The organism is Clostridioides sp. ES-S-0123-01, from assembly GCF_020658415.1.
In the GTDB taxonomy this organism is placed as follows: Bacteria; Bacillota; Clostridia; order Peptostreptococcales; family Peptostreptococcaceae; genus Clostridioides.
On the sequence record NZ_JACVWD010000001.1, the window covers coordinates 550,520 to 572,370 of the forward strand.

Consider the following 21,851-nt stretch of genomic DNA (forward strand, 5'->3'; position numbering starts at 1 on the left):
CTGAATTATATACTATTTTTTGTTATTAGTGGCACATTCTGTGGCTTCTCCTCTTAAAATTTCTATGCCATGGTCTAAGACATCAATAATGAAACTTAGATTTTCAACTGCACCTTTAGGACTTCCAGGTAAATTTATTATTATAGAATTATTCCTTATTCCACTTACACCCCTACTTAGTATAGCTTTTTTAGTAATTTCTGTAGATTTCATTCTCATGTATTCACTGAGACCTGGTATCTCTCTTTCTAAAACATCTTTAGTAGCCTCTGGAGTTATATCTCTCTTTGAAAATCCAGTACCTCCATTAGTAAGAATTAAATCTACTTTATTACTGTTACAAATTTTTATAATATTTTCCTTTAACATTTCCTTATCATCTTTTATCAACACGTATTCAGTAACTTTATAATTCCCTGTATTTTCAACAAATTCAGTTAATTTTTTCCCTGTTATGTCTTCTCTTTTCCCTTCATAGCCCTTATCACTAAGCGTTATAATTGCTACATTAAACATATGGTTTCACCCCTTTATATATTAATTAAACTTTTATAAATAAAAAATCTATTTAATAGAACCTATTCTGGTAATATTCCTTCTGATAATAATGCTTCTAAAACTGCTCCTGCTATACAACGTCCTTTATCTGATATCGTAAATGAATTTTTTACTTCTTCCATTCGAGGGTCTATATCCAATATCTTTAATCCTTTTTCTATTTGTGAACCATTTCTCAATAAGCCTCTCAAAACACCATCTATAGAAGCTTTCACTTCTATTTTATTTCCATTTTTTTCAGTGATATAACATATTATATCTCCTTTTTTAACCACATCCCCTATATTACATACATTTTCTATTATTCCAACGTTCTCAGAATAAAAAACTCGTTCTTTGGTTATACCCAATATAGCACCTGGTATTCCTGTATTTTTTAAAGCATATCCTTTTCTTATCACTTTTCCTAAATTATGTCCTCTCATAGTTTCAATAACTATGTCTACATCTTTACCTGCACAAAATCCTGGACCTAAGGCTATTGTAAGTGGTGCCATCGCTTTATTTGTTCCAATATTTTTTTTTGCAAGTATACAATCTATAACCGCTACAGGACGTATTTCATCTATATATTTACCTTTTGGGTCTATTATTAGTGCCACGTTTCTTTTATTTAAAGCTTTTTTTATTTCTGCTTTATCTTTGCAATACACACAATAAACACCTTCCACAGAAACTTTCTTTTCATAGATAGCCTCACTAAAAGAAACTTTCCTTCTTATTGCAAGAGGAGTCTCAACTTCTAAAGCGATTATTTTAAAACCACAGTTATGTAACTTATGTATAACTGCTGTTGCTAAATCTCCAGCCCCTCTAACTATTATAACATTGTTCATATTTTCTCCTACTAATAAAAATTTTAAAGTCTATACTTTATATTATATAATATAATTTTACTTATTTATATAATATCATCTTATTTTATTATTATAATGGTTAAAAATTACTTTTACCTGATATTTTTCAAACAAAAAGAGACATCCATAAAATTTATAAAAGATGTCTCTTTCTAATTCCTTATATTTTATTTTTCAGATATATCATTGTTATCTTCTAAAATAACTGCTGTTCCATAAGCAAGCATTTCTGCCGCTCCTTGCATAACTGAAGCTGAAGACAATCTAAATGCTATTATTGCATTTGCACCTTTAGATTCTGCATCTTCAACCATTCTACCAATTGCAATTTGTCTTGCTTCTGTAAGCATTTCATTATATCCTGTAAGTTCTCCTCCAACAAGATTCTTAAAGCTTGCTCCTATATCTTTTCCAACATGTTTTGCTCTTATCGTACTTCCTCTAACTAGCCCTAAAACTTCTGCTATTTTTTTTCCTTCTACTTTTTCTGTAGTTACTATTAACATAATATATCAACTCCTTTATATTTCTGTTTAATATATTATATCATGTAAATAGCAATCTTCTTAATAAATCTTGTAATTTAATACTTTATCTAGGAAATCTATACTATAAAATAAGATATTTCGTTAACCAATTATGTTCCTAATCAATTTTCTATATATAAATTTACTTAGTTAACTCATCATATAAACTTAAATTGTATTCTACATTCAATTTTAAATCCTTAATTTTTTTAATAATCATTTCACTAAAGCTTCCTTTTTCAAACCAGATATTTTGTATGTCTAAAAGTTCTATCTCTTCTAAAATGGCCTCCATCTTAGACTGCTTATCTATAATAGCTACAACATCAATATTGTGTGGTACGTCTTTTAGACACTCATATACATCTATACCTTCAATATTCTTTTTCTCTTCATCTATAGCAACAACTTTGTACATATTCTTTTTAAGTTCATCTAATATTTTATATGCTTTGCTTTCTTCGTCACTATTATTTAATATCACTGCCCAAGAATCACATTTAAGTAAATTCATAAATTCTCCTCCATATAAATCCTACTCTATTTTACAACCGTAGCTAATTAAACTTCAGTCAATTTTTTATACTCATCAATAGTATTTACATTTAAAAATAAATCTTCGTTATCAAAGTATATATAGCTTTTATCTATTTTTTCTATAAGAGTTCTAAGCTTCAAATCATTTTTCCCTATACATAAAGATACTTTATTTATTATACTCTTTTTGTATCCAGAACACAATGGTTGTAACTTTCCATTTGTTACTGAAATTACACTTTTATCATCCATTTCATCAGCTATTTTTTCGACTACTTCATTATTTAGATATGGCATATCACATGCAACTGTAACTATATCATACTTTGCATGTTTAAGAGCAGTATATATTCCTCCTATTGGACCAACATTTTTTATTATATCATTATAAACTTTAATGTTATATTTTGAGTATAATTCTTCATTGTTAGATACTATTATTACCTCATCAAAATTTTTAAATACTTCTATTGCAATTTCAATAAAAGGCTTTTCATGTAATTCTAGAAAAGCTTTATCTTTACCCATTCTAGAACTTTTCCCTCCTGCTAAAATTACACCTGTTTTTTCTATACAAATCGCCTCCTTTAAAATACTTTTATTTATATTTGAAAAATGGCGCTATTGCGCCATTTCAACATTGATTGACTACTCAAAAATCTGAATAATTTTTTCTTTAAATGCATTCATAAGTTTTTCTTTTTCTTCTAAATATTCACTATAACACTCATATTCTCTACATATACAATTTATAATTTCACTTGATGTAAAATTGATTTTTTCAAGATTATAGTTATATAAAATTTCAACACTATCAACCTCACTTATGCTATTAAAAATACAATCATATATATCTTCAATTATAAAATTACTATCTTCTTCAAATTGACCTAAAAGTTGTTCTCTATTTTCTTCAAGCAATACATTTTCCTTTATAAATTCTACAAAGTTTTCAAAATCTTCAGTGTTATTACATGGTTCTATTTCAAATAGTATCCTAAAAAATAAATTCCATGGAAACTCTGTATTTAGTCTACTTCTAAAATGATTTCCTAAATCATTACAGAACTTATCATCAAATGTAGGTTCTCTTTCAAACTCTATTTGGTCATTAAAATCTATATCTTTATTTACAATTTCATTTAATCTTGCAAACTCATCAAGCATAAAATTGCCTAAAACTTCATCACTTATATCTTGTTTATTAAAAGAATAACTTAATATAGTTTCACATGGCTTTTTAAAATCCACAACAAAACCTATACTTTTATTCATCTTTTCTGAAAAAGCATCATACACTAATTTTGCAAAGAGTTTTTCAATTTCTTTTTTACTTACTTTCATGTTAAAAGACTTTCCTGAATGAAAGTTTTTATAAATACTCAAAAGCTGATTATCTATCATAGTAAGATTATTCTTTATAGAGTCCATCATATCCTTTATAAATTTATCAGCAAGTAAATATGTGTTATTTTTATAAATTATTTTATGTTCAATCTCACTCCAAAACACATTTACAAGAGATTTAATTTGAAGTTCAAATTTTACTTCTCTATCTAAATATGCAAAAACTCCATCTATCTTATATATTTCAAATCCATTTTTTTGCTTATTAGGTTGTCTTTCAGACAATTTTAATTTAATATTTTTATTTTCTTTATTATAATAGTTTATTTTATCATCTGTTTTATTAAAATATCTTCTTAAAAGCCTATATATCTTATTTTCATCCTCAATAAATCTACACTCAATTCTTAGTCCTATTAAATCAGATACATTATGAATAAGATTACTTGCCTCCCCATATTTTTTTAAATATCTATTTCTAATTATCTTTTCCCTCAAACTTGATTCTGATTTTATTCTAGAGGTTACATTTATATACTCTTGATTTTTTTCGTCCAAGATATTTTCAAAGTACTCTTCTATTTCATCTGATATAGTTTCTAAAGTTGGAGACATTACCCTCAACATTTCTATAGACTCTTCAATAAAATCAAATTCTTTTAATCCCATAAATTTTTACACTCCTATGTTTAATAACTGTTAGCTATTTCAGTTCTTTATATTTAACTACATTCTTATTTTAACATTTTTTCCTATTATAAGTAAGTATTCTCCAAAAACCTTCATATATATTTCAAATTAGAATTAAAATATCAGATAAAATTAAAAGATTTTGTGATAATAAAGTTATAAAAATAGTGGATTTTTTTTCCTAATACGAGTATACTATAGATATAAATATTTAACTAATTAGTTAAATATTTATATCTATAGTAGGGAGGATATTATGGTAAAAGTATTTAAAGCATTAAGTGATGAAACTAGAAGAGAAATTTTAAAATTGCTTAATGAAAGAGATATGAATGCAGGAGAAATAGCAGGTCATTTTAATATGTCTAAACCAGCAATATCTAAACATTTAGATATTTTAAAAGATGCAGAACTTATTAGTTCAGAAAAAATGGGGCAATTTTTGATTTATTCTATTAATTTATCGGTCCTTCAAGAAGTACTTGGAAACTTCTTGGATATTTTTAAAAAGATATAGGAGGCTATTATGGAAAATATAGGTTTAATATTACTTATAGCATTATTAATTATAAACTATGTAAATGCACCAGAAATTTTAGGTTTTTCAAAAGATAACCCTAAAGTTAAAACTGCAAGAAGGTTACAAATGTTATTTTTAATAGTCGCAGTTGGAAGGTTTATCATTCCTTTACTAGGTATAGATGAGATATTTTCTTATGAAATTAACGACAAAGTATCAGTTATAATAAATGCCATTATAATTATGTATTTTGGTAATTTATTACCTAAGCTACAAATTTATAAGAACATAGATACTAAATGTGCTTGGGCCATTGGAGATGAAAAAATATGGAAAAAGGCAAGTAAGATTTTTGCGTATTTATCATTTGTTATATCTATTGGAATGATTATATTGAGTTTTTATTTTGATTCAGATACAGTCACAACAGCATGCCAGTTCATATGGTTTGCAATACCATTATTATATTTATTACTTCATTATAGAAACAAATTTAGAGCTCCTAGTCCTAAATAAATAGTTGTAAATAAAATAAAGCCACCTCTTCTTAAAAAAAGCTATACTTTATTTTAATATTGAAATGAAGTGTTTATAAAATAAATTGCCACCAAGACATTTATGGTGGCAATTTATTAATAATCATATTTTTAGTATTTTATATAATTTCTAAATATATTAAATTAAATTTTCTTCAATTAAAAACCTATATATATACCTATTGTTAAAAAAACTAAAGATACAGCTGTTAAAATCAGTAATATAGGCATTATAAATTTTACCCATTTTGAAAAAGGAATATGAGCTACTGCAAGTGCTCCCATTAGTACTCCAGATGTTGGAGTTATAAAGTTTGTAAGACCTACCCCAAATTGATAAGCAGTTACTATAACTTGAGCTGATATATTAACTAAATCACCAAGAGGAGCAAGGACAGGCACTGTAAGTGAAGCAAGTCCTGAAGATGATGGAATCAAAAATGCCAACGCAGCTTCCAAGAAAAATGATAGATATACAAATATAACCTTTGGAAGTCCACCTAAAAAGCTTGCTGCAGAATTTAATATAGTATCTATTATAAATCCATTTTGAGCAATTATTACAATTCCACGAGCTAAAGCTATTGCAAGGGCAGCTGATGCTAAATCTTTTGCTCCATCTATGAAACTATCGGAAATTTCACTTTGTGACAATCTACCAACTAATCCAGAAAGTACACCTATCGCAGCAAAACACATTGATATCTCTGGAATATACCATCCTTGACTTAAAACACCCCAAATCATTATTGCCATTCCTATTCCAAATATAGCAAGAACAGATACTTCTTTAAAAGTAAACTCTTTTATTTCAGTTGAAGTATGATTAAGTATTGATTTATTATTTTTATCTATCTCATACACTATTGAGCTTTCAGGGTTTTCTTTAACTTTTTTAGCATAATACATAACAAATGCTATACTGATTAATATATATGCTATAAAAATCACTACTCTATATGCTACTCCTGAACCAGGAGCAAGTTGAGCTAGTGCTTGTGCAATACCAACTGAGAATGGATTTATTGTCGATGCAGCCGCTCCTGCCGCTGCTCCTATAAATACAATCGCAATGGCGGTTAGAGAATCATATCCTAAGGATGTCATAAGTGGAACAAATATCATATAAAATGGTAATGTTTCTTCTGCCATCCCAAATGTAGTACCTCCAAGACCAAATAAAATCATTGATATTGGAATTATAAGTAGTTCTTTTCCTTTAAACTTCGATATAACTGATGCTATTCCTGCTTCTATAGCTCCAGTTCTATTTACAATACCAAAAGCACCTCCAACTATTAAAACAAATCCTACAACTTCTGCTGAATCAATAAAACCTTCTATGGGTGCTTTAAAAACATCCGTAAATCCTTGAGGATTACTTTCTACACTTTGATAAGTCCCTGGTACAACAACCATCCTACCTTCTACATCTTCTCTACTAAATTCACCACTTGGTACTATCCAAGTTAATATTGCCATTAATACTATTAGCAAGAATATAATTGTAAAAGTGTGTGGTATAATAAATCGTTTCTTCTTACTGTCAATCATTATAATGTCCTCCATACTTTACTAAATTTTGAATCTATATAGGATACTTTTTAATCTCTCTGACTAAAGTTTTCCCTTTTTACAATTTTTTATTAGCAAAGATACAAAATAAAAAAGCTCTCTTTTAGATTTTAAAAGATAGCTTTTTTTATTTTTATTCAATTTAAATACTTTACTTTCTATTTTACTAATTGAATTTTTTCATTATAATTTGATATTGTTTCTTCAATATTTTTAGATTTCATTATAGTTGACATTACAGCAAAATCATCACAGTATTTTAATGTTTCCTTGACATTAGATGGTAGGATTCCTCCAAGTGCAACGGTCTTAATATCAGTAATTTTCTTAGCTTCCTTCAAAAGTTCAATTCCTTTTGGCAATAAATTTTCTTTACACTTAGTTTCATATATATGTGATAATGTTATGTAATCTATTTTTATATTTAGTTTTCTTATTATTTCTTCTAGACACTTTACTTCTTCTACTTTATGTAATGACAATCCCAGTATCTTATTTTTATTGAAATTATATCTATTTCCCAGTAAATTCAAAAACAATTTAAATGGAAGATGAATACCTTGACAATCTGTCTTTTCAAAAAATTCTATATTGCTATTTATTATAAAGTTTACTTTAAATCCATCATTATTCTCTTTCTTTTTTATACTATTCTTCAAGCTTTCATCCAATATTTTTTCCTGAAAATTAATATACTTAATTTTATTTTTTATCTTTATATATAAATCTTTTAATGCTTCATATTCTAAATCTTTTTCTCTTATTATAATATTTTCTACACCACTCAATATAGATTCTTTAATAACCTCTAAGTATCGTTCCTCGCTACATAAATTTCTATTTGTTATCAAATACATCTAAAATCTTTCCCAATCTTTAAATACATGTTGATAACCAATTGAATTTAGCATTTTCTCTATATCTTCAACAGTACTTTCATCATTTATTTTGAATTGAGCAGTATCATGTTCATCTTGAGAATGCCCTCCTACATCTGTAGATACACCTGCACTTAATTTAGTTACTCCTAAAGGTACTATATGACTTCTCATTTCCAAATTTTCTCTAGTAGATATATTTAAAGCTGCATGAGGGTCAAACAGCCTCATACAAACCATCGCTTGAACTAAATCAGTGTCGCTTATATCTACTAATTCTTCAAAACAACCTTTGAATGGTCTCATTCTTGGTGTTGAATATGAAAGCTCAATATGAGGATATTTTGTTTTTAGATATTTCCCATGCAATATTGTAAAGAAGGTCTCTTTTCTAAAATCATTTAATCCTAAAAGTGCTCCTATTGATAGAGTTCTCATACCTGCCTTTGCTCCTCTTTCAGGAGCATCTAATCTAAATTTATAATTTGATTTTGGCCCTTTTAAATGAACTCTTTTATATATTTTCTCATCATAAGTTTCTTGGTATACAGTTAGACCTTCAACACCTTTGTTTACAATATACTTATATTCATCTATTTCCATTGGATATACTTCAATTCCTATAGATGGAAATTTATCTCTTAATATTTCTATAGCTTCACCTATATATTCTACACTTGAATGAAAACTACTTTCACCAGTTAAAACAAGTAGATGTTTGAAACCCTCTTTTGAAATTTCATTTCCTTCCTCTCTAATTTCATCCATAGTTAGTTTTTTTCTTTTTATTCCACTTTTTATATTGTAACTACAATAAACACATTGATTTACACAGTAATTTGCTATGTACATTGGTGTATATAGGCAGACTGTCTTTCCAAAATATTGAACACTTAATTTATGTGCTTTTTGTGCCATAGCTTCTAAATGTTTTACAGCAGTTTTAGAAAGTAAATTTAATATATCAAAATCCTCAAGTTTGTCTTTTGATAAACTTCTTAAAACATCATTGTCTGTAACATTATTTAAATATCCATCAAAATCAAAATCCCTATATTTTTCTATTACCTCATAAAAACTCATCATCAATCACCACTTTCTATAAATTGCCTAAAAAACCTGTTAAAGGAGAAGATGCATTTGCAAATTCTGATACACTTCCTGTTTTTGCTATATAAGCTTCTCGTCCACCTTCTACAGCTAACTTAAATGCTCTAGCCATTTGCACAGGGTCACCTGCTGAAGCTATAGCAGTATTAACAAGCACTGCATCAGCTCCCATTTCCATAGCTTCCATAGCTTGAGATGGTTTACCAATACCTGCATCAACTATTATTGGTATATCTAATTCATCTATCATTATTTTTATCATTTCTTTCATTTGAAGACCTCTATTTGAACCAATTGGAGCACCAAGAGGCATAACTGCTGCTGCTTTAGCTTCTATAAGTCTTCTTCCAGCATAAAGGTCTGGTGTCATATATGGAAGTACTATAAATCCTTCATCAGCAAGTATTTTTGTAGCTTTTATAGTTTCTTCATTATCAGGAAGTAAGTATCTAGTATCTGATATTACTTCTATTTTTATAAAGTCTCCACAACCCATTTTTCTAGATATTCTAGCTATTCTTACAGCTTCTTCTGCATTAGTAGCTCCTGACGTGTTTGGAAGTATAGTCATTTCTTTTGGAATATATGTTAAGATATTTTCTTGTTTATTATCTAAATCTACTCTTCTAAGTGCCATTGTTATTATTTCGCTTCCACTTTCTTTGATTACTTTAGGCAATATATCATTTGAGCCATATTTACCTGTTCCAACCAATAATCTGCTATTGAATTCATGTCCTCCAAGTACTAATTTATCCATTTTCTTTCCTCCCCATCTTATTTTTTTCAATTTTCAATCTTTTTATTTTCTGATTCACGTATTTATATATCTATAAGTATTTTTGTTGCCAAATTTGCCATATGATTTGCACAAATAGCAACTCTTGGAGCCATAAGTCCCTCTCCAATTTTAGCTTCATTTACAAAATCTCCACATATATAAAATCTATCTCTTATTTTCTTAGTAGTTATTATATTTGAATCATAGTAACCTGCCATACCTGATGATGCTATCAAATATTTATCTTTCAAATTTATTAAGATATAATTACAAACTTGTGCTTTACATGAAGCATCATCAAAAGCTTCAATTATCAAATCTGCCTCTTTAAGTATATCCATATTATATTTATTTAAAAAAATATTTTGCTTTTTTAATTTTATAAATGGATTAATTTTTGTTATATTTTCAACCATAGCATCTGTTTTTAGTTTTCCTATATCATCTATAAAGTATTGCTGTCTATTTAAGTTAGATGGCTCCACAACATCATAATCTATAAGTAGAAGTTCTCCAACTCCAATTCGAGCTAAAGAGATAGCTATATTAGACCCAAGTCCACCTAGTCCCAATATAGCAACTCTTCCTTTTTTTAATTTATTATGCACATTTGGAGTATGTCTAGCTATCAACAAGCTTTCTAACTCATCAAAAGAAGGTTTAACCCCTTTTTGTATAAGTGTTAATTTATCATTTTCAGAAAGTGGAATGTCAGCTTTAATTGGATATCCATTCAACACCAATACATCACATTTATGATTATATTTATCTCTAACTTTATAGGCAGTTGTATTTTTTTCAACATCTGTTAATACTTCATTTACAAATATTTTTATTTTAACCACCTCCAATAAAGCTAATAAGTTCTACAACATCTTCATCCTTTAATATATATGTATTGTAATTGGATTCTTCAATTATTTCTAGATTTATCTCAACTACAACTCTATCGCTCTTCAAATTATATTTATTCAACAAATCTATAACAGTTAAGTTTTCTTTGAATTCAACATTCTTTCCATTAACCTTCACTAAATCACCTCCTCATTTTGACTTTATTCAACTAATGCTCTGCACAAATTATATTAAATTAAGTTCCTCATTGTTTAATATTTTTTTAACTGTTCTCATTGAACACATTTTTCCACACATAGTACAACTATCTTCATGAGTCGGAGTTGACTCATCTCTATATCTTTTAGCTTTTTCAGGGTCTATTGCAAGTCTAAACATTTCACACCAATCTAAATCTGCTCTAGCTTTACTCATTTTGTTATCCCATTCACGAGCTCCTTTAACATTCTTAGCTATATCTCCTGCATGAGCAGCTATTTTAGCAGCTATTATCCCTTCTTTCATATCATCTAAATTAGGTAATCTTAAATGTTCTGCTGGAGTTACATAGCATAAGAAGTCTACTCCTTTAGCACATGCTAATGCTCCTCCTATTGCACTAGTTATATGGTCATAACCTGGGGCTATATCTGTAACCAATGGACCAAGAACATAAAAAGGTGCTCCATGACATAGTCTTTTTTCTAACACTACATTTGCTTCTATTTCATCAATAGCCATATGACCAGGTCCTTCTATCATGACTTGTACATTTCTTTCCCATGCTCTTTTAGTAAGTTCTCCTAATACTACAAGTTCTTGAATCTGAACTCCATCTGTAGAATCTTTTATACAACCAGGTCTACATGCATCCCCCAAACTTAATGTAACATCATACTCTTCACATATATCTAAAATCTTATCAAAATTAGTATAAATAGGATTTTCTTTATTATTTAACTCCATCCAAGCAAATAATAGTGAACCTCCACGAGATACTATATGAGTTAATCTTTCATGATTTTTTATCTTTTGACAAACACTTCTAGTAAGACCAGCATGTATAGTAATAAAATCAACTCCGTCAATAGCATGTTGTCTTATTACATTTAAAAATTCTTCTTCTGTTATATCCTTTAGTTCTTTTTCTAAATACCCTACTGCATCATACATAGGAACCGAACCTATCATTGCGGGTGACATTTCAACAACTTTTTCTCTAAATTCTCTAGTTTTTCCATAGTTACTCAAATCCATTATTGCTTCAGCTTTCATGTCTATTGCCACTTTAACTTTTTCAAGTTCATTTTCTATATTCTTACAATCTCTTGAAATTCCTAAGTTTACATTTATCTTTGTTCTTAAATTTTTACCTACACCTTCTGCACTTAAGGATTTATGATTTTTGTTAGCAGGTATAACAACTTGTCCCTTTGCTATTAATTCTCTTAATTCATTTACATCTACTTGTTCCTTTTGAGAAACGATTTCCATTTCTTTAGTTATTATGCCTTTTCTAGCAGCATCCATTTGCGTTGTATAATTCATATTACATTCCTCCAAGATTAAAGTTATAGTTTTTAACAATAAAAAAAGTGCTTTTCCTTGTTTTGGAAAGCACTCTTATAATCATATATACACTTAGACAAATTTCTCACTATGCAGAATAATTTATCTATTTATATAACAAAATTATATTACAAAGCTTCCCTTCGCAAGCATTATCTTGATCAGGTTATTAGGGTTTGTAAGTTACGGCTTTATCTCTCAGCTAGCCAATTCTAGCGCCCCTAGCTCTAAATTTTTATCATTTTTACAAATTCAGTATAACACAGCAAAAATATTAGTTCAACATAATAATACAAATTTTATATTTTAATCCAGCTAACTTTACTCCAATGATGCACCTTTTTTTGAATTTTCAAGATAAGATTTAAGTATAACAGCCCTTATATTTTCATACTTTATTGAATCTGGAAGTTTTCTTTTTATGTTATTTAAATTTTCATAACCTACTTCTTCACATACTTCTAAAATCATCTTCCTTTCATCTTCACTATAAAAATTTTCTAAATCTAATGTAAATGATATACTTTGCCCATCTTTTAAATAATCATATACATATCCAATAACTGTAGATAGGGAGACTTCTATTTCTTGACTTACACTTTGTATATCCTTACCTTGATTTAACAAATCTAGTGCTATTTCATTGTTTTTTCTGCTTTCTCCATCTAGTATCAATTTTCTTTTTTTCTTTTTCTCCCAAGTAACATCAATACTATTTTCTTTTACATAATGTTTAACTTCATCTAAAATACTAGCCCCATACTTTTCAATTTTTACTTCACCTATACCAGAAATATCCTTTAATTGTTCTTTATCAATAGGATATCTTCCACTTATTTCTTTCAAAGCCTTATTAGTTAAAATCATGTATGGAAGTAATTTTTCTTTTTTAGCATATTCTTCTCTAATATTTATTAGCCTTTCATATAAAGCTTTATCTGTATTAACTTCAAGAAATTCACTATTGACATTCATTAAATCGACATTTTTTTCTTTGTCTTTTTTATCTATATTGTTTTTTTCGACATATTCTTTGATTAGTGTTTCAAAATCTTCACCATATTTTTGATATTTAATTTCTCCTACTCCAGATATATTTAGCATTTCTTCTTTATTGACTGGATAACTACTAGACATAGCTCTAAGTGTTCCATCTCCAAAAACCATATATGGAGCTATTCTTTCTTCACTTGCAATTAAGTGTCTTAATTCTCTTAAAGCACTATATAATTCATCTTCTATTTCTAGAGATTTTGTCATTACAATTTCCTTAAATTCTACCTTTACCTCGCCCTTCAAAACTTTCATAGACATATCATTTAATCTTATAGTTGGGTAACTTCCTCTGTTTCCGCTACCTAAAGTTTCGACTAAATCTAAAAAACCATGAGAAACTAATGTATTTATAAAATTCTTCAAGTCTTCACTTGAATAATCTCTCATAATATTATATGTAGACAAAGTATCTAAACCAAGTTGTAAAATTTTTTTGTTTTTAGACCCTCTAAGTACATCTACAATAGTAGTAACACCATAACTTCTTTTCATTCTAGCTACACATGAAATAACTTTTTGAGCATCTATAGTTTTATCCACTATTTCTCCTTCAACTAAACAATTACTACAGTTATTACAGTTTTCTATATAATTTTCTCCAAAGTAATTTAATATTGTCCTCCTATAGCATGAATTACTATAAACTAAATCAATCATATGCTGAAGTTTTTTATGTTGAAATAATTTTCTTTCAGGATTTTCAACACCAATATCTATTAAATATTTTTGTATATGTACATCTCCTGGAGAAAATAAAAGTATACATTCACTTTTTTCTCCATCCCTACCAGCTCTCCCTATTTCTTGGTAGTAATTTTCTACACTTTGAGGCATATTGTAGTGTATAACCCATCTTATATTGGGCTTATCAATACCCATCCCAAATGCATTTGTTGCTATCATTATATCTATATTATCATTTATAAAATCTTCTTGATTCTTATTTCTTTCATTTTTAGATAAACCTGCATGGTATTTTGATACAGATATATTTCTCTTTGCCAAGCCATTATAAATATTTTCAACTTCTTTTCTAGTAGCTGTATATATAATTCCAGACTCATTTTTATGATTTTGAATATAGTCCAAAATATATTTATTTTTACTAGATGATTTCACTATATTTATTGCTAGATTTTCTCTATCAAACCCTGTTATGTAACAATCTGGACTCTCTAAACACAATAAATTTATTATATCAGCTCTTACCTCTTCTGATGCAGTAGCTGTAAAGGCTGTGACTATAGGTCTTTTAGACAAACTATTGATAAACGTAGAAATCCTTCTATAACTCAGTCTAAAATCATGTCCCCATTGAGATACACAATGTGCTTCATCTATTGCAATTTGACTTATGTCATTATTATTTATTAGTTCAAGAAATTCTTGGGTATCTAATCTTTCTGGAGCAATATAAAGTATTTTATAAGTATTTTTTCTAATATTACTTAATATTTCATTAAATTCTTTGTTTCCCAATGAACTATTTATAAAAGCAGCATTGATTCCCATGGCTTTTAAAGCATCTACTTGGTCTTTCATAAGAGATATAAGTGGTGAAATCACTACTGTCATCCCATCTAATATCAATGCTGGAAGTTGATAACATATAGATTTTCCTCCTCCAGTTGGCATTATAGCTAATACATCTTTTTTATTCAAAATAGAATTTATTATGGACTCTTGGCCTTTTCTAAAACTTGTATATCCATAGTATTTTGATAATATTTCTAAAGGTTTTTTATTCATATATTTCTCTCCCAATTCAAATTAATTAAACTTCTTTTCTGATTATGTTCAAATTTTTATTTTTATATTCACAATCGCATTATTCCAAAGTTTCTAGCTGTTATATATTATATATTAACATATATTTTTAAAAAAATAGTTTGCAAAGTAAAATAATTTATGATACATTCTAAATATAAATTTAATACTTAATCTTCGGGGTAGGGTGAAATTCCCAATCGGCGGTATAGCCCGCGAGCTGAGTTAAAACTTGGTTGATTTGGTTAAATTCCAAAGCCGACAGTAAAGTCTGGATGGAAGAAGATATATGCTAAATAAGTGTTTTTGTAGAGCCGTTTTGCTATACATTTATACAATATTTATTGTAGATTATTCTAAACCCCGAGTTAATTCTCGGGGTTTTTTGTTTGAAAATTATCTAAGTTTAAATAGGGGGTGTAAATATTGTGAAATTTATAAGTCAAAAAGAGAAAGATATTTATTATATGGAAAAAGCTATTGAATTAGCCAAAAATGGAGAAGGTTTTGTAAATCCAAATCCATTAGTGGGATGTGTAATCGTTAAAGATGATGACATAATAGGTAAAGGATATCATGAGAGATTTGGCTCTAATCACGCTGAAATAAATGCTATAAATAGTGCTAATCAAAGTTTAAAAGACACTACCCTTTATGTAAATTTAGAACCCTGTTCTCATTATGGCAAAACACCTCCTTGTGTAGATAAAATTATTCAAAATAAGATTAAGAGAGTCGTAATATCTACATTAGACCCAAATCCAATCGTTTGTGGTAATGGAGTAAAAAAACTAAGAGACAATAACATTGATGTTACTGTAGGTATATTAGAAAAAGAAGCAAAACAATTAAATGAAATATTTTTTTACTATATAAAAACAAAAAAACCTCTTTGTATTGTAAAATCAGCAGTAAGTTTAGATGGCAAGATTGCCACAAAATCGCTAGAATCAAAATGGATATCTAATGAATCATCAAGATATCTAACTCATAAGTATAGAAATAAATATCAAGGTATAATGGTTGGGATAAACACAGTTTTAAATGATAATCCATTGCTAACTTGCAGACTTAACCAAGAAAATGTATCTCACCCTGTAAGAATAATAATAGACACAAACTTAAAATTGCCAGTTGATAGCAAATTAGTTAAAGATAAAAACAATAAAACTATAGTTTTTACGTGTTGTGAAGATAGTGAAAAATCATTAGTTCTAAGAAAAAATAATATTGAAGTAGTACTTTCTCCTAAAAAAAATAATATGGTAGATTTAGAATTTGTAATGTATAAATTAGGAGAATTAAAAATTGATTCTGTTTTAGTTGAAGGTGGTGCTACACTTAATGACAGTCTATTTAGAAACAATTTAGTTGATAAAGTCAAATTGTTTTTATCACCTAAAATTATAGGTGGAAAAGATGCTCCTACTTTCGTTTCTGGAGATGGAATAGATTACTTATCAGATGCTATACAATTAGAAATTAAGAATGTAACTTTAATAGATGGCGATATTTTGGTAGAGTCTGATGTTTTAAATTAAATTTATAAATATACACGTCTAGGAGGTTAAAATGTTTACTGGCATAGTAGAAGAAGTTGGAATACTTAGAAAAATTACTGCTAATGGCAAAAGTGGAAAAGTCACCATACAATCAAATAAAATACTAGATGGTACAAATCTTGGAGATAGTATTGCTGTAAATGGAGTTTGCTTAACTGTTTCAAGTTTAGGTAAAAATGAATTTACTGCTGATGTCATGATGGAAACAGTCCGTTCCACAAATTTAAGTTCATTAAATCCAAGTGATGAAGTAAATCTTGAAAGAGCTATGAGTCTTTCTTCTAGATTTGGTGGACACCTAGTAACAGGTCATGTTGATAGTAAAGGTACTATTTGTAAATTTGAAAAAGATGAAAATGCAGTTTTAATAAGCATACAACCGTCCAAAGAACTTTTATCAACAATGATACACAAAGGTTCTGTTGCTATTGATGGTGTAAGTCTAACTATAGCTTATTTAGATGATGAGATATTTAAGGTTTCGGTTATACCTCATACTAAATTTAACACTACTCTCTTGACAAAGAATATTGGAGACTTTGTCAATTTAGAAAGTGATGTAATTGGAAAGTATGTTAATAATTTTCTTGTAAAAAACTACAAGGAATTAAATTCTAATAGTAGTAACTATAAATCAAATATAGATAAAGAATTTTTATTTAAAAATGGTTTTTAAAAATAATAAAAGGAGTGAATTACATGTTTAACACTATTAAAGAAGCTATTAATGATATCAAAAATGGAAAAATGGTAATCGTAGTTGATGATGAAAGCAGAGAAAATGAAGGAGATTTATTGATGGCAGCTGAAATGGCTACACCTGAGACAATAAACTTTATGGCTACATATGGTAGGGGCCTTATTTGTCTTCCTGCTACTGAAGAAAAATTTAAAAGTCTAAATATACCTCTTATGGTTAAAGAAAATACAGACACATTTCAAACTGCATTTACTGTCACTATAGATGGAATAGATACTTTAACAGGTATATCTGCATATGAGAGAGCTGAAACTGTCAAACTATTCTGTAATGAAAGTTCCACAAGTAAAGATTTTAAAACACCTGGACATGTATTTCCATTAATAGCAAAAACTGGAGGTGTCCTAGTTAGAGATGGTCACACAGAAGCTTCTGTAGACCTTGCTAGACTTGCAGGATTTAAAGAAATTGGTCTTATCTGCGAAATAATGAAAGATGATGGTACAATGGCAAGAGTTGATGATTTAATGATATTTAAAGAAAAACATAATTTAAAAATAATTACTATAAAAGACTTGATAGAATATCGAAAAAGAAATGAAACCACTATAGAAAAAATTTCTAGTGCTTTTCTTCCAACAAAATATGGAAATTTTGAAATAATAGGATATAAAGATATTTACTCAAATGAAGAACACATTGCCCTTGCTTATGGAAATGTAAATGAAGAAAATACACTAGTCAGACTTCATTCTGAATGTTTAACAGGTGATGTATTTCATTCTTTAAAATGTGATTGTGGGCTACAGTTAGAAACTTCTATGAAAAAAATTGTAGAAAATGGAAGTGGTGTTTTAATTTATATGAAACAGGAAGGCAGAGGTATTGGGCTTTTAAATAAAATTAAAGCTTATAAACTTCAAGAAGAAGGTTATGATACTGTTGAAGCAAATTTAATGCTTGGATTTGAAGAAGATATGAGGGATTTTTATATCGCTGCTCAGATATTAAAAAATTTACATATAAAAAGTATAAACCTTTTAAGTAATAATCCTGACAAAATAAATCAATTAGAAAAATATGGAATAAAAATTGAACATAGAGTTCCTATTAATGAAGAAATTAATGATTTTAATAAATTATATCTGAAAACTAAGAAGGATAAAATGGGACATCTATTAGATATTATATAGCTAATGGTATTTAATTTTTATTCTACTAAGTAATTTTTATTACAATAATATGCATATATACTAAAAATATAGATTTATAACCTAAATAAAATTGGAGGAAATAAAAATGATATATGAAGGAAAACTTATTGGAAAAGATTTAAAAATAGGTATAATAAACTCTCGTTTTAATGAATTTATAACATCAAAACTTTTATCTGGTGCTCAAGATTGCCTTTTAAGACACGATGTTACTCAGGAAAATATAGAAGTGGTTTGGGTACCTGGAGCTTTTGAGATTCCTCTCGTTGCTCAAAAAATGTCTAAGAGTGGTAAGTATGATGCTATAATATGTTTAGGATGTGTTATAAGAGGTGCTACTTCTCATTATGATTATGTATGTAGCGAAGTATCTAAAGGCATTGCAAAAGTATCTTTGGATAATGAATTACCTGTTATATTTGGAATAGTAACAACAGAAAATATTGAACAAGCTATTGAAAGAGCTGGCACAAAAGCTGGAAATAAAGGATATGATTGTGCTATGAATGCACTAGAAATGGCAAACCTATTTAAGGTTCTAGATTAAATACCTTTATTGATTAAATAGTGGAAATTAAAATAGAGGCTATAAAATACTATTAAGTACCAATATGGCAAAGCATACTTGTCTTTTGGTACTTAATAATTTTAAAGATAATTATCTATTTGAACAACCTTACCCATATCTTCATATTCATTAGAAATGCCAACTCTATTCACGTATATTTTGAAATTAAAATATATACAATCATTATGTAAATTTTTAAGGACACAAGATAGATTTTTAGTGTTAAATTCCCTGTAATCTAGGAAATATAAGTTAATAATAAAAAATACTTTTAAAAGCTTAAAATAACTACAAATATAAATCTAAATATAAAATACCATAAATTTTTACATATTACTATCAAAGCTATCGTTTTTATTTATAGCATATATTAATGTTATATTAATTATCTATTTTATTATTTTCTCGATTAATTATACAATATAATTAAGTAAGCAATAATAAACTATAAATGAACACCATAATTTAATGGTTGTTTATTGAATATTTATGGGGGACTGAATTATGAAAACAAGTTCAATACAAGATTTAACACTAGAAAAACGTAACCTTATAAAAAAATATTCTCTTACTTTGAATGAAGATTTAATTTGGGAACTTAAACACGATAAATACCACACTGTAAAATACTTCACACACAAGTTTGCAGTTAAAGAATCTATATTTGCTCTTTTATTCAATATACACAGATTATGTTATGCTAAAATAAAATACTTTGAATCAAATTTTTCAAAATATGAACCTTATAAATACAACTATCAAGAAGGATTTGTTAAATGTGAAATATATGATATGAGTTTTATGTTGCATAAATATAGCAACATGATGATAGACTTAAGAAATTTACAAGAAATCAAAAATATAGAAGAGTTTAGATTATTTTGTGATTACTTAGAAAGCTTTGAAGATAACTTACAAGATTTAATTGTGTAGTATTTAAAAAGAGAGGTTTTAATATATTATTTATGATAACTAAATTATATTAAAATACTAAAAACTCTTAATAAAATATAATATACTTGATATAAAAAGATATTACTGGAATTAAAAATTCCAGTAATATAAGTTAGCTAAAATACTATATTCACATAAATTAAATACATTCTAATCTATCAAAATTACTCTATAATTTTTATACTACTTTTTATCCTAAACGTTCATCAGATAATTCAGCGTGCCACTCTGATACATTTTCCAGTCCTTCTATTTCATCTGCAATAAATACAGGGTCTTTTATTCCAGATTTTTTTTGGCTTGTATAGTCTTTTAAAGCAATAAATGCGTACTTACCTAAAAGAGTTATTGCTATTAAGTTTATTATAGCCATCAGTGCCATAAATAAATCTGCTAAATTCCAGACTACTTCTACTTGAGTAAGAGAACCAAATAAAACCATACCTACAACGAAAACTCTAAATACATTAAGTTTAATTTTACTTCCACTCATAAACTCCATATTTGATTCTCCATAGTAATAATTTCCTACTATAGAACTAAATGCAAATAAGAATATACAAACTGCTATAAAAATATTTCCTATTGGACCTATATGGTGAGTTAAAGCTTCTTGAGCTAATTCAATTCCTGTTGCTCCACTACTAGCATAATCTGAATATAATAATACCATGAATGCTGTACAACTACATATAATTATAGTATCTGTAAAAACACCTAGAGATTGGATTAAACCTTGTTTTACAGGGTGAGTTACATGTGCTGTTGCAGCAGCATTAGGTGCACTACCCATTCCTGCTTCATTAGAAAATAAACCTCTTTTTACTCCAGTCATTACAACTCCCATAAATGTACCAATTGCCATTCCTCTAAAATCAAATGCGCTTTCTACTATTAATGATATAACTCCTGGTATTTCTGTTATATTCATTACAACTATAGCTAAAGCAACTAATATGTATAATCCTGCAAATACAGGAACTATTATTTCTGAAACTTTTGCTATTCTATGAACACCACCAAAAATAACTATTGCTGTTAAAATTCCAAGACCTATTCCCATAGCCATTTTACTTATACCAAATGCATTATTAAATGCCAATGAAACAGTATTTGCTTGAACTGCATTGAATACAAATCCATAACAGATAGTTATAAGTATTGAAAATAAAACACCCATCCATCTTTTATTTAAACCTTGTTCCATATAATAAGCTGGTCCACCTCTAAAAGCTGGTCCATTCTTAACTTTATAAATTTGAGCCAATGTACTCTCCACAAAACTTGAAGCAGAACCAATTAAAGCTATAAGCCACATCCAAAATACAGCACCAGGACCTCCTGCTACTACTGCAATTGCTATCCCTGCTATATTTCCAGTACCAACTCTTGAAGATGTACTTATACAAAAGGCTTGAAATGAAGATATTTTTCCTTCTTTTTTTGCATTTTTATTTGCTGCACCATCACCTAAAAGCCTAAACATTTCTATAAAATATCTGAATTGTACAAAATTTGTTTTAATAGTAAAGTAAATACCAATTACAACTAACATTATAATTAGAATATAAGACCATAAGTAATTGTTTACAAATACTACTGCATTGTTAATGCCTGTTAAAATACCATTTAAAAAATCCATTTTATTAATTACCCCCTGTTAATATTGTTTTCTCAATAAATCTTAAAATCAAAAAAATGCATAATTCCT

General features: G+C 27.9%; 22 protein-coding genes and 2 riboswitches. Of the genes, 7 read left to right on the plus strand and 15 right to left on the minus strand.

The genetic code is table 11. The features are described from left to right. Positions 1-12 precede the first annotated feature (12 nt). The 6 genes from IC175_RS02450 to IC175_RS02475 form a co-directional block, all read right to left on the minus strand. A complete protein-coding gene (locus tag IC175_RS02450; RefSeq protein ID WP_227483237.1) occupies positions 13-516 on the minus strand; it encodes a molybdenum cofactor biosynthesis protein B in 504 nt (167 codons plus the stop codon). Between the two features lie 62 nt (positions 517-578). Next, entirely contained in the window at positions 579-1,394 is an 816-nt protein-coding gene (gene yqeB / locus IC175_RS02455; protein WP_227433207.1) for a selenium-dependent molybdenum cofactor biosynthesis protein YqeB, read from the minus strand. Positions 1,395-1,582: 188 nt separating this feature from the next. After that, entirely contained in the window at positions 1,583-1,921 is a 339-nt protein-coding gene (locus IC175_RS02460) for a heavy metal-binding domain-containing protein (RefSeq protein ID WP_227433206.1), read from the minus strand. A 163-nt stretch (positions 1,922-2,084) separates the two neighbouring features. After that, positions 2,085-2,456 (minus strand): CoA-binding protein, encoded by a 372-nt coding sequence (locus IC175_RS02465; RefSeq protein ID WP_227433205.1) that lies wholly within the window; start codon positions 2,454-2,456, stop codon positions 2,085-2,087. Positions 2,457-2,503: 47 nt separating this feature from the next. Further along, complete coding sequence (locus tag IC175_RS02470; protein WP_227483266.1) at positions 2,504-3,085, minus strand: molybdenum cofactor guanylyltransferase; 582 nt, start codon at positions 3,083-3,085, stop codon at positions 2,504-2,506. 42 nt (positions 3,086-3,127) lie between these two features. Beyond that, positions 3,128-4,495, minus strand: a complete 1,368-nt coding sequence (locus IC175_RS02475; RefSeq protein WP_227433204.1) for a GTP pyrophosphokinase family protein — start codon at positions 4,493-4,495, stop codon at positions 3,128-3,130. Between the two features lie 277 nt (positions 4,496-4,772). Between IC175_RS02475 and IC175_RS02480 the strand changes: the two genes are divergently transcribed. Both IC175_RS02480 and IC175_RS02485 read left to right on the plus strand, forming a co-directional pair. Further along, positions 4,773-5,033, plus strand: coding sequence for an autorepressor SdpR family transcription factor (locus IC175_RS02480; RefSeq protein WP_227433203.1), 261 nt, complete (start codon positions 4,773-4,775; stop codon positions 5,031-5,033). A 9-nt stretch (positions 5,034-5,042) separates the two neighbouring features. Further along, positions 5,043-5,552, plus strand: a complete 510-nt coding sequence (locus IC175_RS02485; RefSeq protein WP_227433202.1) for an SdpI family protein — start codon at positions 5,043-5,045, stop codon at positions 5,550-5,552. Between the two features lie 179 nt (positions 5,553-5,731). Here the strand turns inward: IC175_RS02485 and IC175_RS02490 are convergent, their stop codons facing one another. From IC175_RS02490 to recQ, 8 genes are all read right to left on the minus strand, one after another. Next, the gene (locus tag IC175_RS02490) at positions 5,732-7,126 is read right to left on the minus strand and encodes a YfcC family protein (RefSeq protein ID WP_227433201.1); all 1,395 of its coding nucleotides are present in this window, start codon (positions 7,124-7,126) and stop codon (positions 5,732-5,734) included. Positions 7,127-7,305: 179 nt separating this feature from the next. Next, positions 7,306-8,004: a thiamine phosphate synthase gene (locus IC175_RS02495; protein ID WP_227433200.1), complete on the minus strand. Its 699-nt coding sequence runs from the start codon at positions 8,002-8,004 to the stop codon at positions 7,306-7,308. Then, positions 8,005-9,108: a 2-iminoacetate synthase ThiH gene (gene thiH, locus IC175_RS02500; protein WP_227433199.1), complete on the minus strand. Its 1,104-nt coding sequence runs from the start codon at positions 9,106-9,108 to the stop codon at positions 8,005-8,007. A 16-nt stretch (positions 9,109-9,124) separates the two neighbouring features. Then, entirely contained in the window at positions 9,125-9,895 is a 771-nt protein-coding gene (locus IC175_RS02505; protein ID WP_227433198.1) for a thiazole synthase, read from the minus strand. 62 nt (positions 9,896-9,957) lie between these two features. Then, positions 9,958-10,761 carry a thiamine biosynthesis protein ThiF gene (gene thiF / locus IC175_RS02510; RefSeq protein WP_227483242.1) on the minus strand — a complete coding sequence of 268 codons (804 nt, stop codon included), beginning with the start codon at positions 10,759-10,761 and terminating at the stop codon, positions 9,958-9,960. After that, on the minus strand, positions 10,754-10,948 hold the full coding sequence (gene thiS / locus IC175_RS02515) for a sulfur carrier protein ThiS (protein WP_227433196.1): 195 nt from the start codon (positions 10,946-10,948) through the stop codon (positions 10,754-10,756). Before thiS ends, thiF begins: the two co-directional genes overlap by 8 nt. Before the next feature lie 48 nt (positions 10,949-10,996). Further along, positions 10,997-12,298 (minus strand): phosphomethylpyrimidine synthase ThiC, encoded by a 1,302-nt coding sequence (thiC, locus tag IC175_RS02520; RefSeq protein WP_227433195.1) that lies wholly within the window; start codon positions 12,296-12,298, stop codon positions 10,997-10,999. A 142-nt stretch (positions 12,299-12,440) separates the two neighbouring features. Next, positions 12,441-12,552, minus strand: a riboswitch (TPP riboswitch). An 88-nt stretch (positions 12,553-12,640) separates the two neighbouring features. Further along, the gene (gene recQ / locus IC175_RS02525; RefSeq protein ID WP_227483243.1) at positions 12,641-15,124 is read right to left on the minus strand and encodes a DNA helicase RecQ; all 2,484 of its coding nucleotides are present in this window, start codon (positions 15,122-15,124) and stop codon (positions 12,641-12,643) included. A 187-nt stretch (positions 15,125-15,311) separates the two neighbouring features. After that, positions 15,312-15,433, plus strand: a riboswitch (FMN riboswitch). A gap of 137 nt (positions 15,434-15,570) precedes the next feature. On the opposite strand from recQ, the gene ribD reads away from it, so the two are divergent. The 5 genes from ribD to IC175_RS02550 all read left to right on the plus strand — a co-directional run bounded on the left by ribD (position 15,571) and on the right by IC175_RS02550 (position 20,119). Then, a complete protein-coding gene (gene ribD, locus IC175_RS02530; RefSeq protein WP_227851062.1) occupies positions 15,571-16,683 on the plus strand; it encodes a bifunctional diaminohydroxyphosphoribosylaminopyrimidine deaminase/5-amino-6-(5-phosphoribosylamino)uracil reductase RibD in 1,113 nt (370 codons plus the stop codon). Positions 16,684-16,714: 31 nt separating this feature from the next. Continuing rightward, positions 16,715-17,380 (plus strand): riboflavin synthase, encoded by a 666-nt coding sequence (locus IC175_RS02535; RefSeq protein ID WP_227483245.1) that lies wholly within the window; start codon positions 16,715-16,717, stop codon positions 17,378-17,380. Positions 17,381-17,403: 23 nt separating this feature from the next. After that, positions 17,404-18,597 (plus strand): bifunctional 3,4-dihydroxy-2-butanone-4-phosphate synthase/GTP cyclohydrolase II, encoded by a 1,194-nt coding sequence (locus IC175_RS02540; RefSeq protein ID WP_227851063.1) that lies wholly within the window; start codon positions 17,404-17,406, stop codon positions 18,595-18,597. A gap of 106 nt (positions 18,598-18,703) precedes the next feature. Next, on the plus strand, positions 18,704-19,165 hold the full coding sequence (ribE, locus tag IC175_RS02545; protein WP_227433190.1) for a 6,7-dimethyl-8-ribityllumazine synthase: 462 nt from the start codon (positions 18,704-18,706) through the stop codon (positions 19,163-19,165). A 525-nt stretch (positions 19,166-19,690) separates the two neighbouring features. Then, positions 19,691-20,119: a hypothetical protein gene (locus IC175_RS02550; protein WP_227851064.1), complete on the plus strand. Its 429-nt coding sequence runs from the start codon at positions 19,691-19,693 to the stop codon at positions 20,117-20,119. A 211-nt stretch (positions 20,120-20,330) separates the two neighbouring features. Here IC175_RS02550 and IC175_RS02555 read toward each other — a convergent pair whose 3' ends face one another. Further along, complete coding sequence (locus tag IC175_RS02555) at positions 20,331-21,782, minus strand: alanine/glycine:cation symporter family protein (protein WP_227823814.1); 1,452 nt, start codon at positions 21,780-21,782, stop codon at positions 20,331-20,333. Between the last annotated feature and the right edge of the window lie 69 nt (positions 21,783-21,851).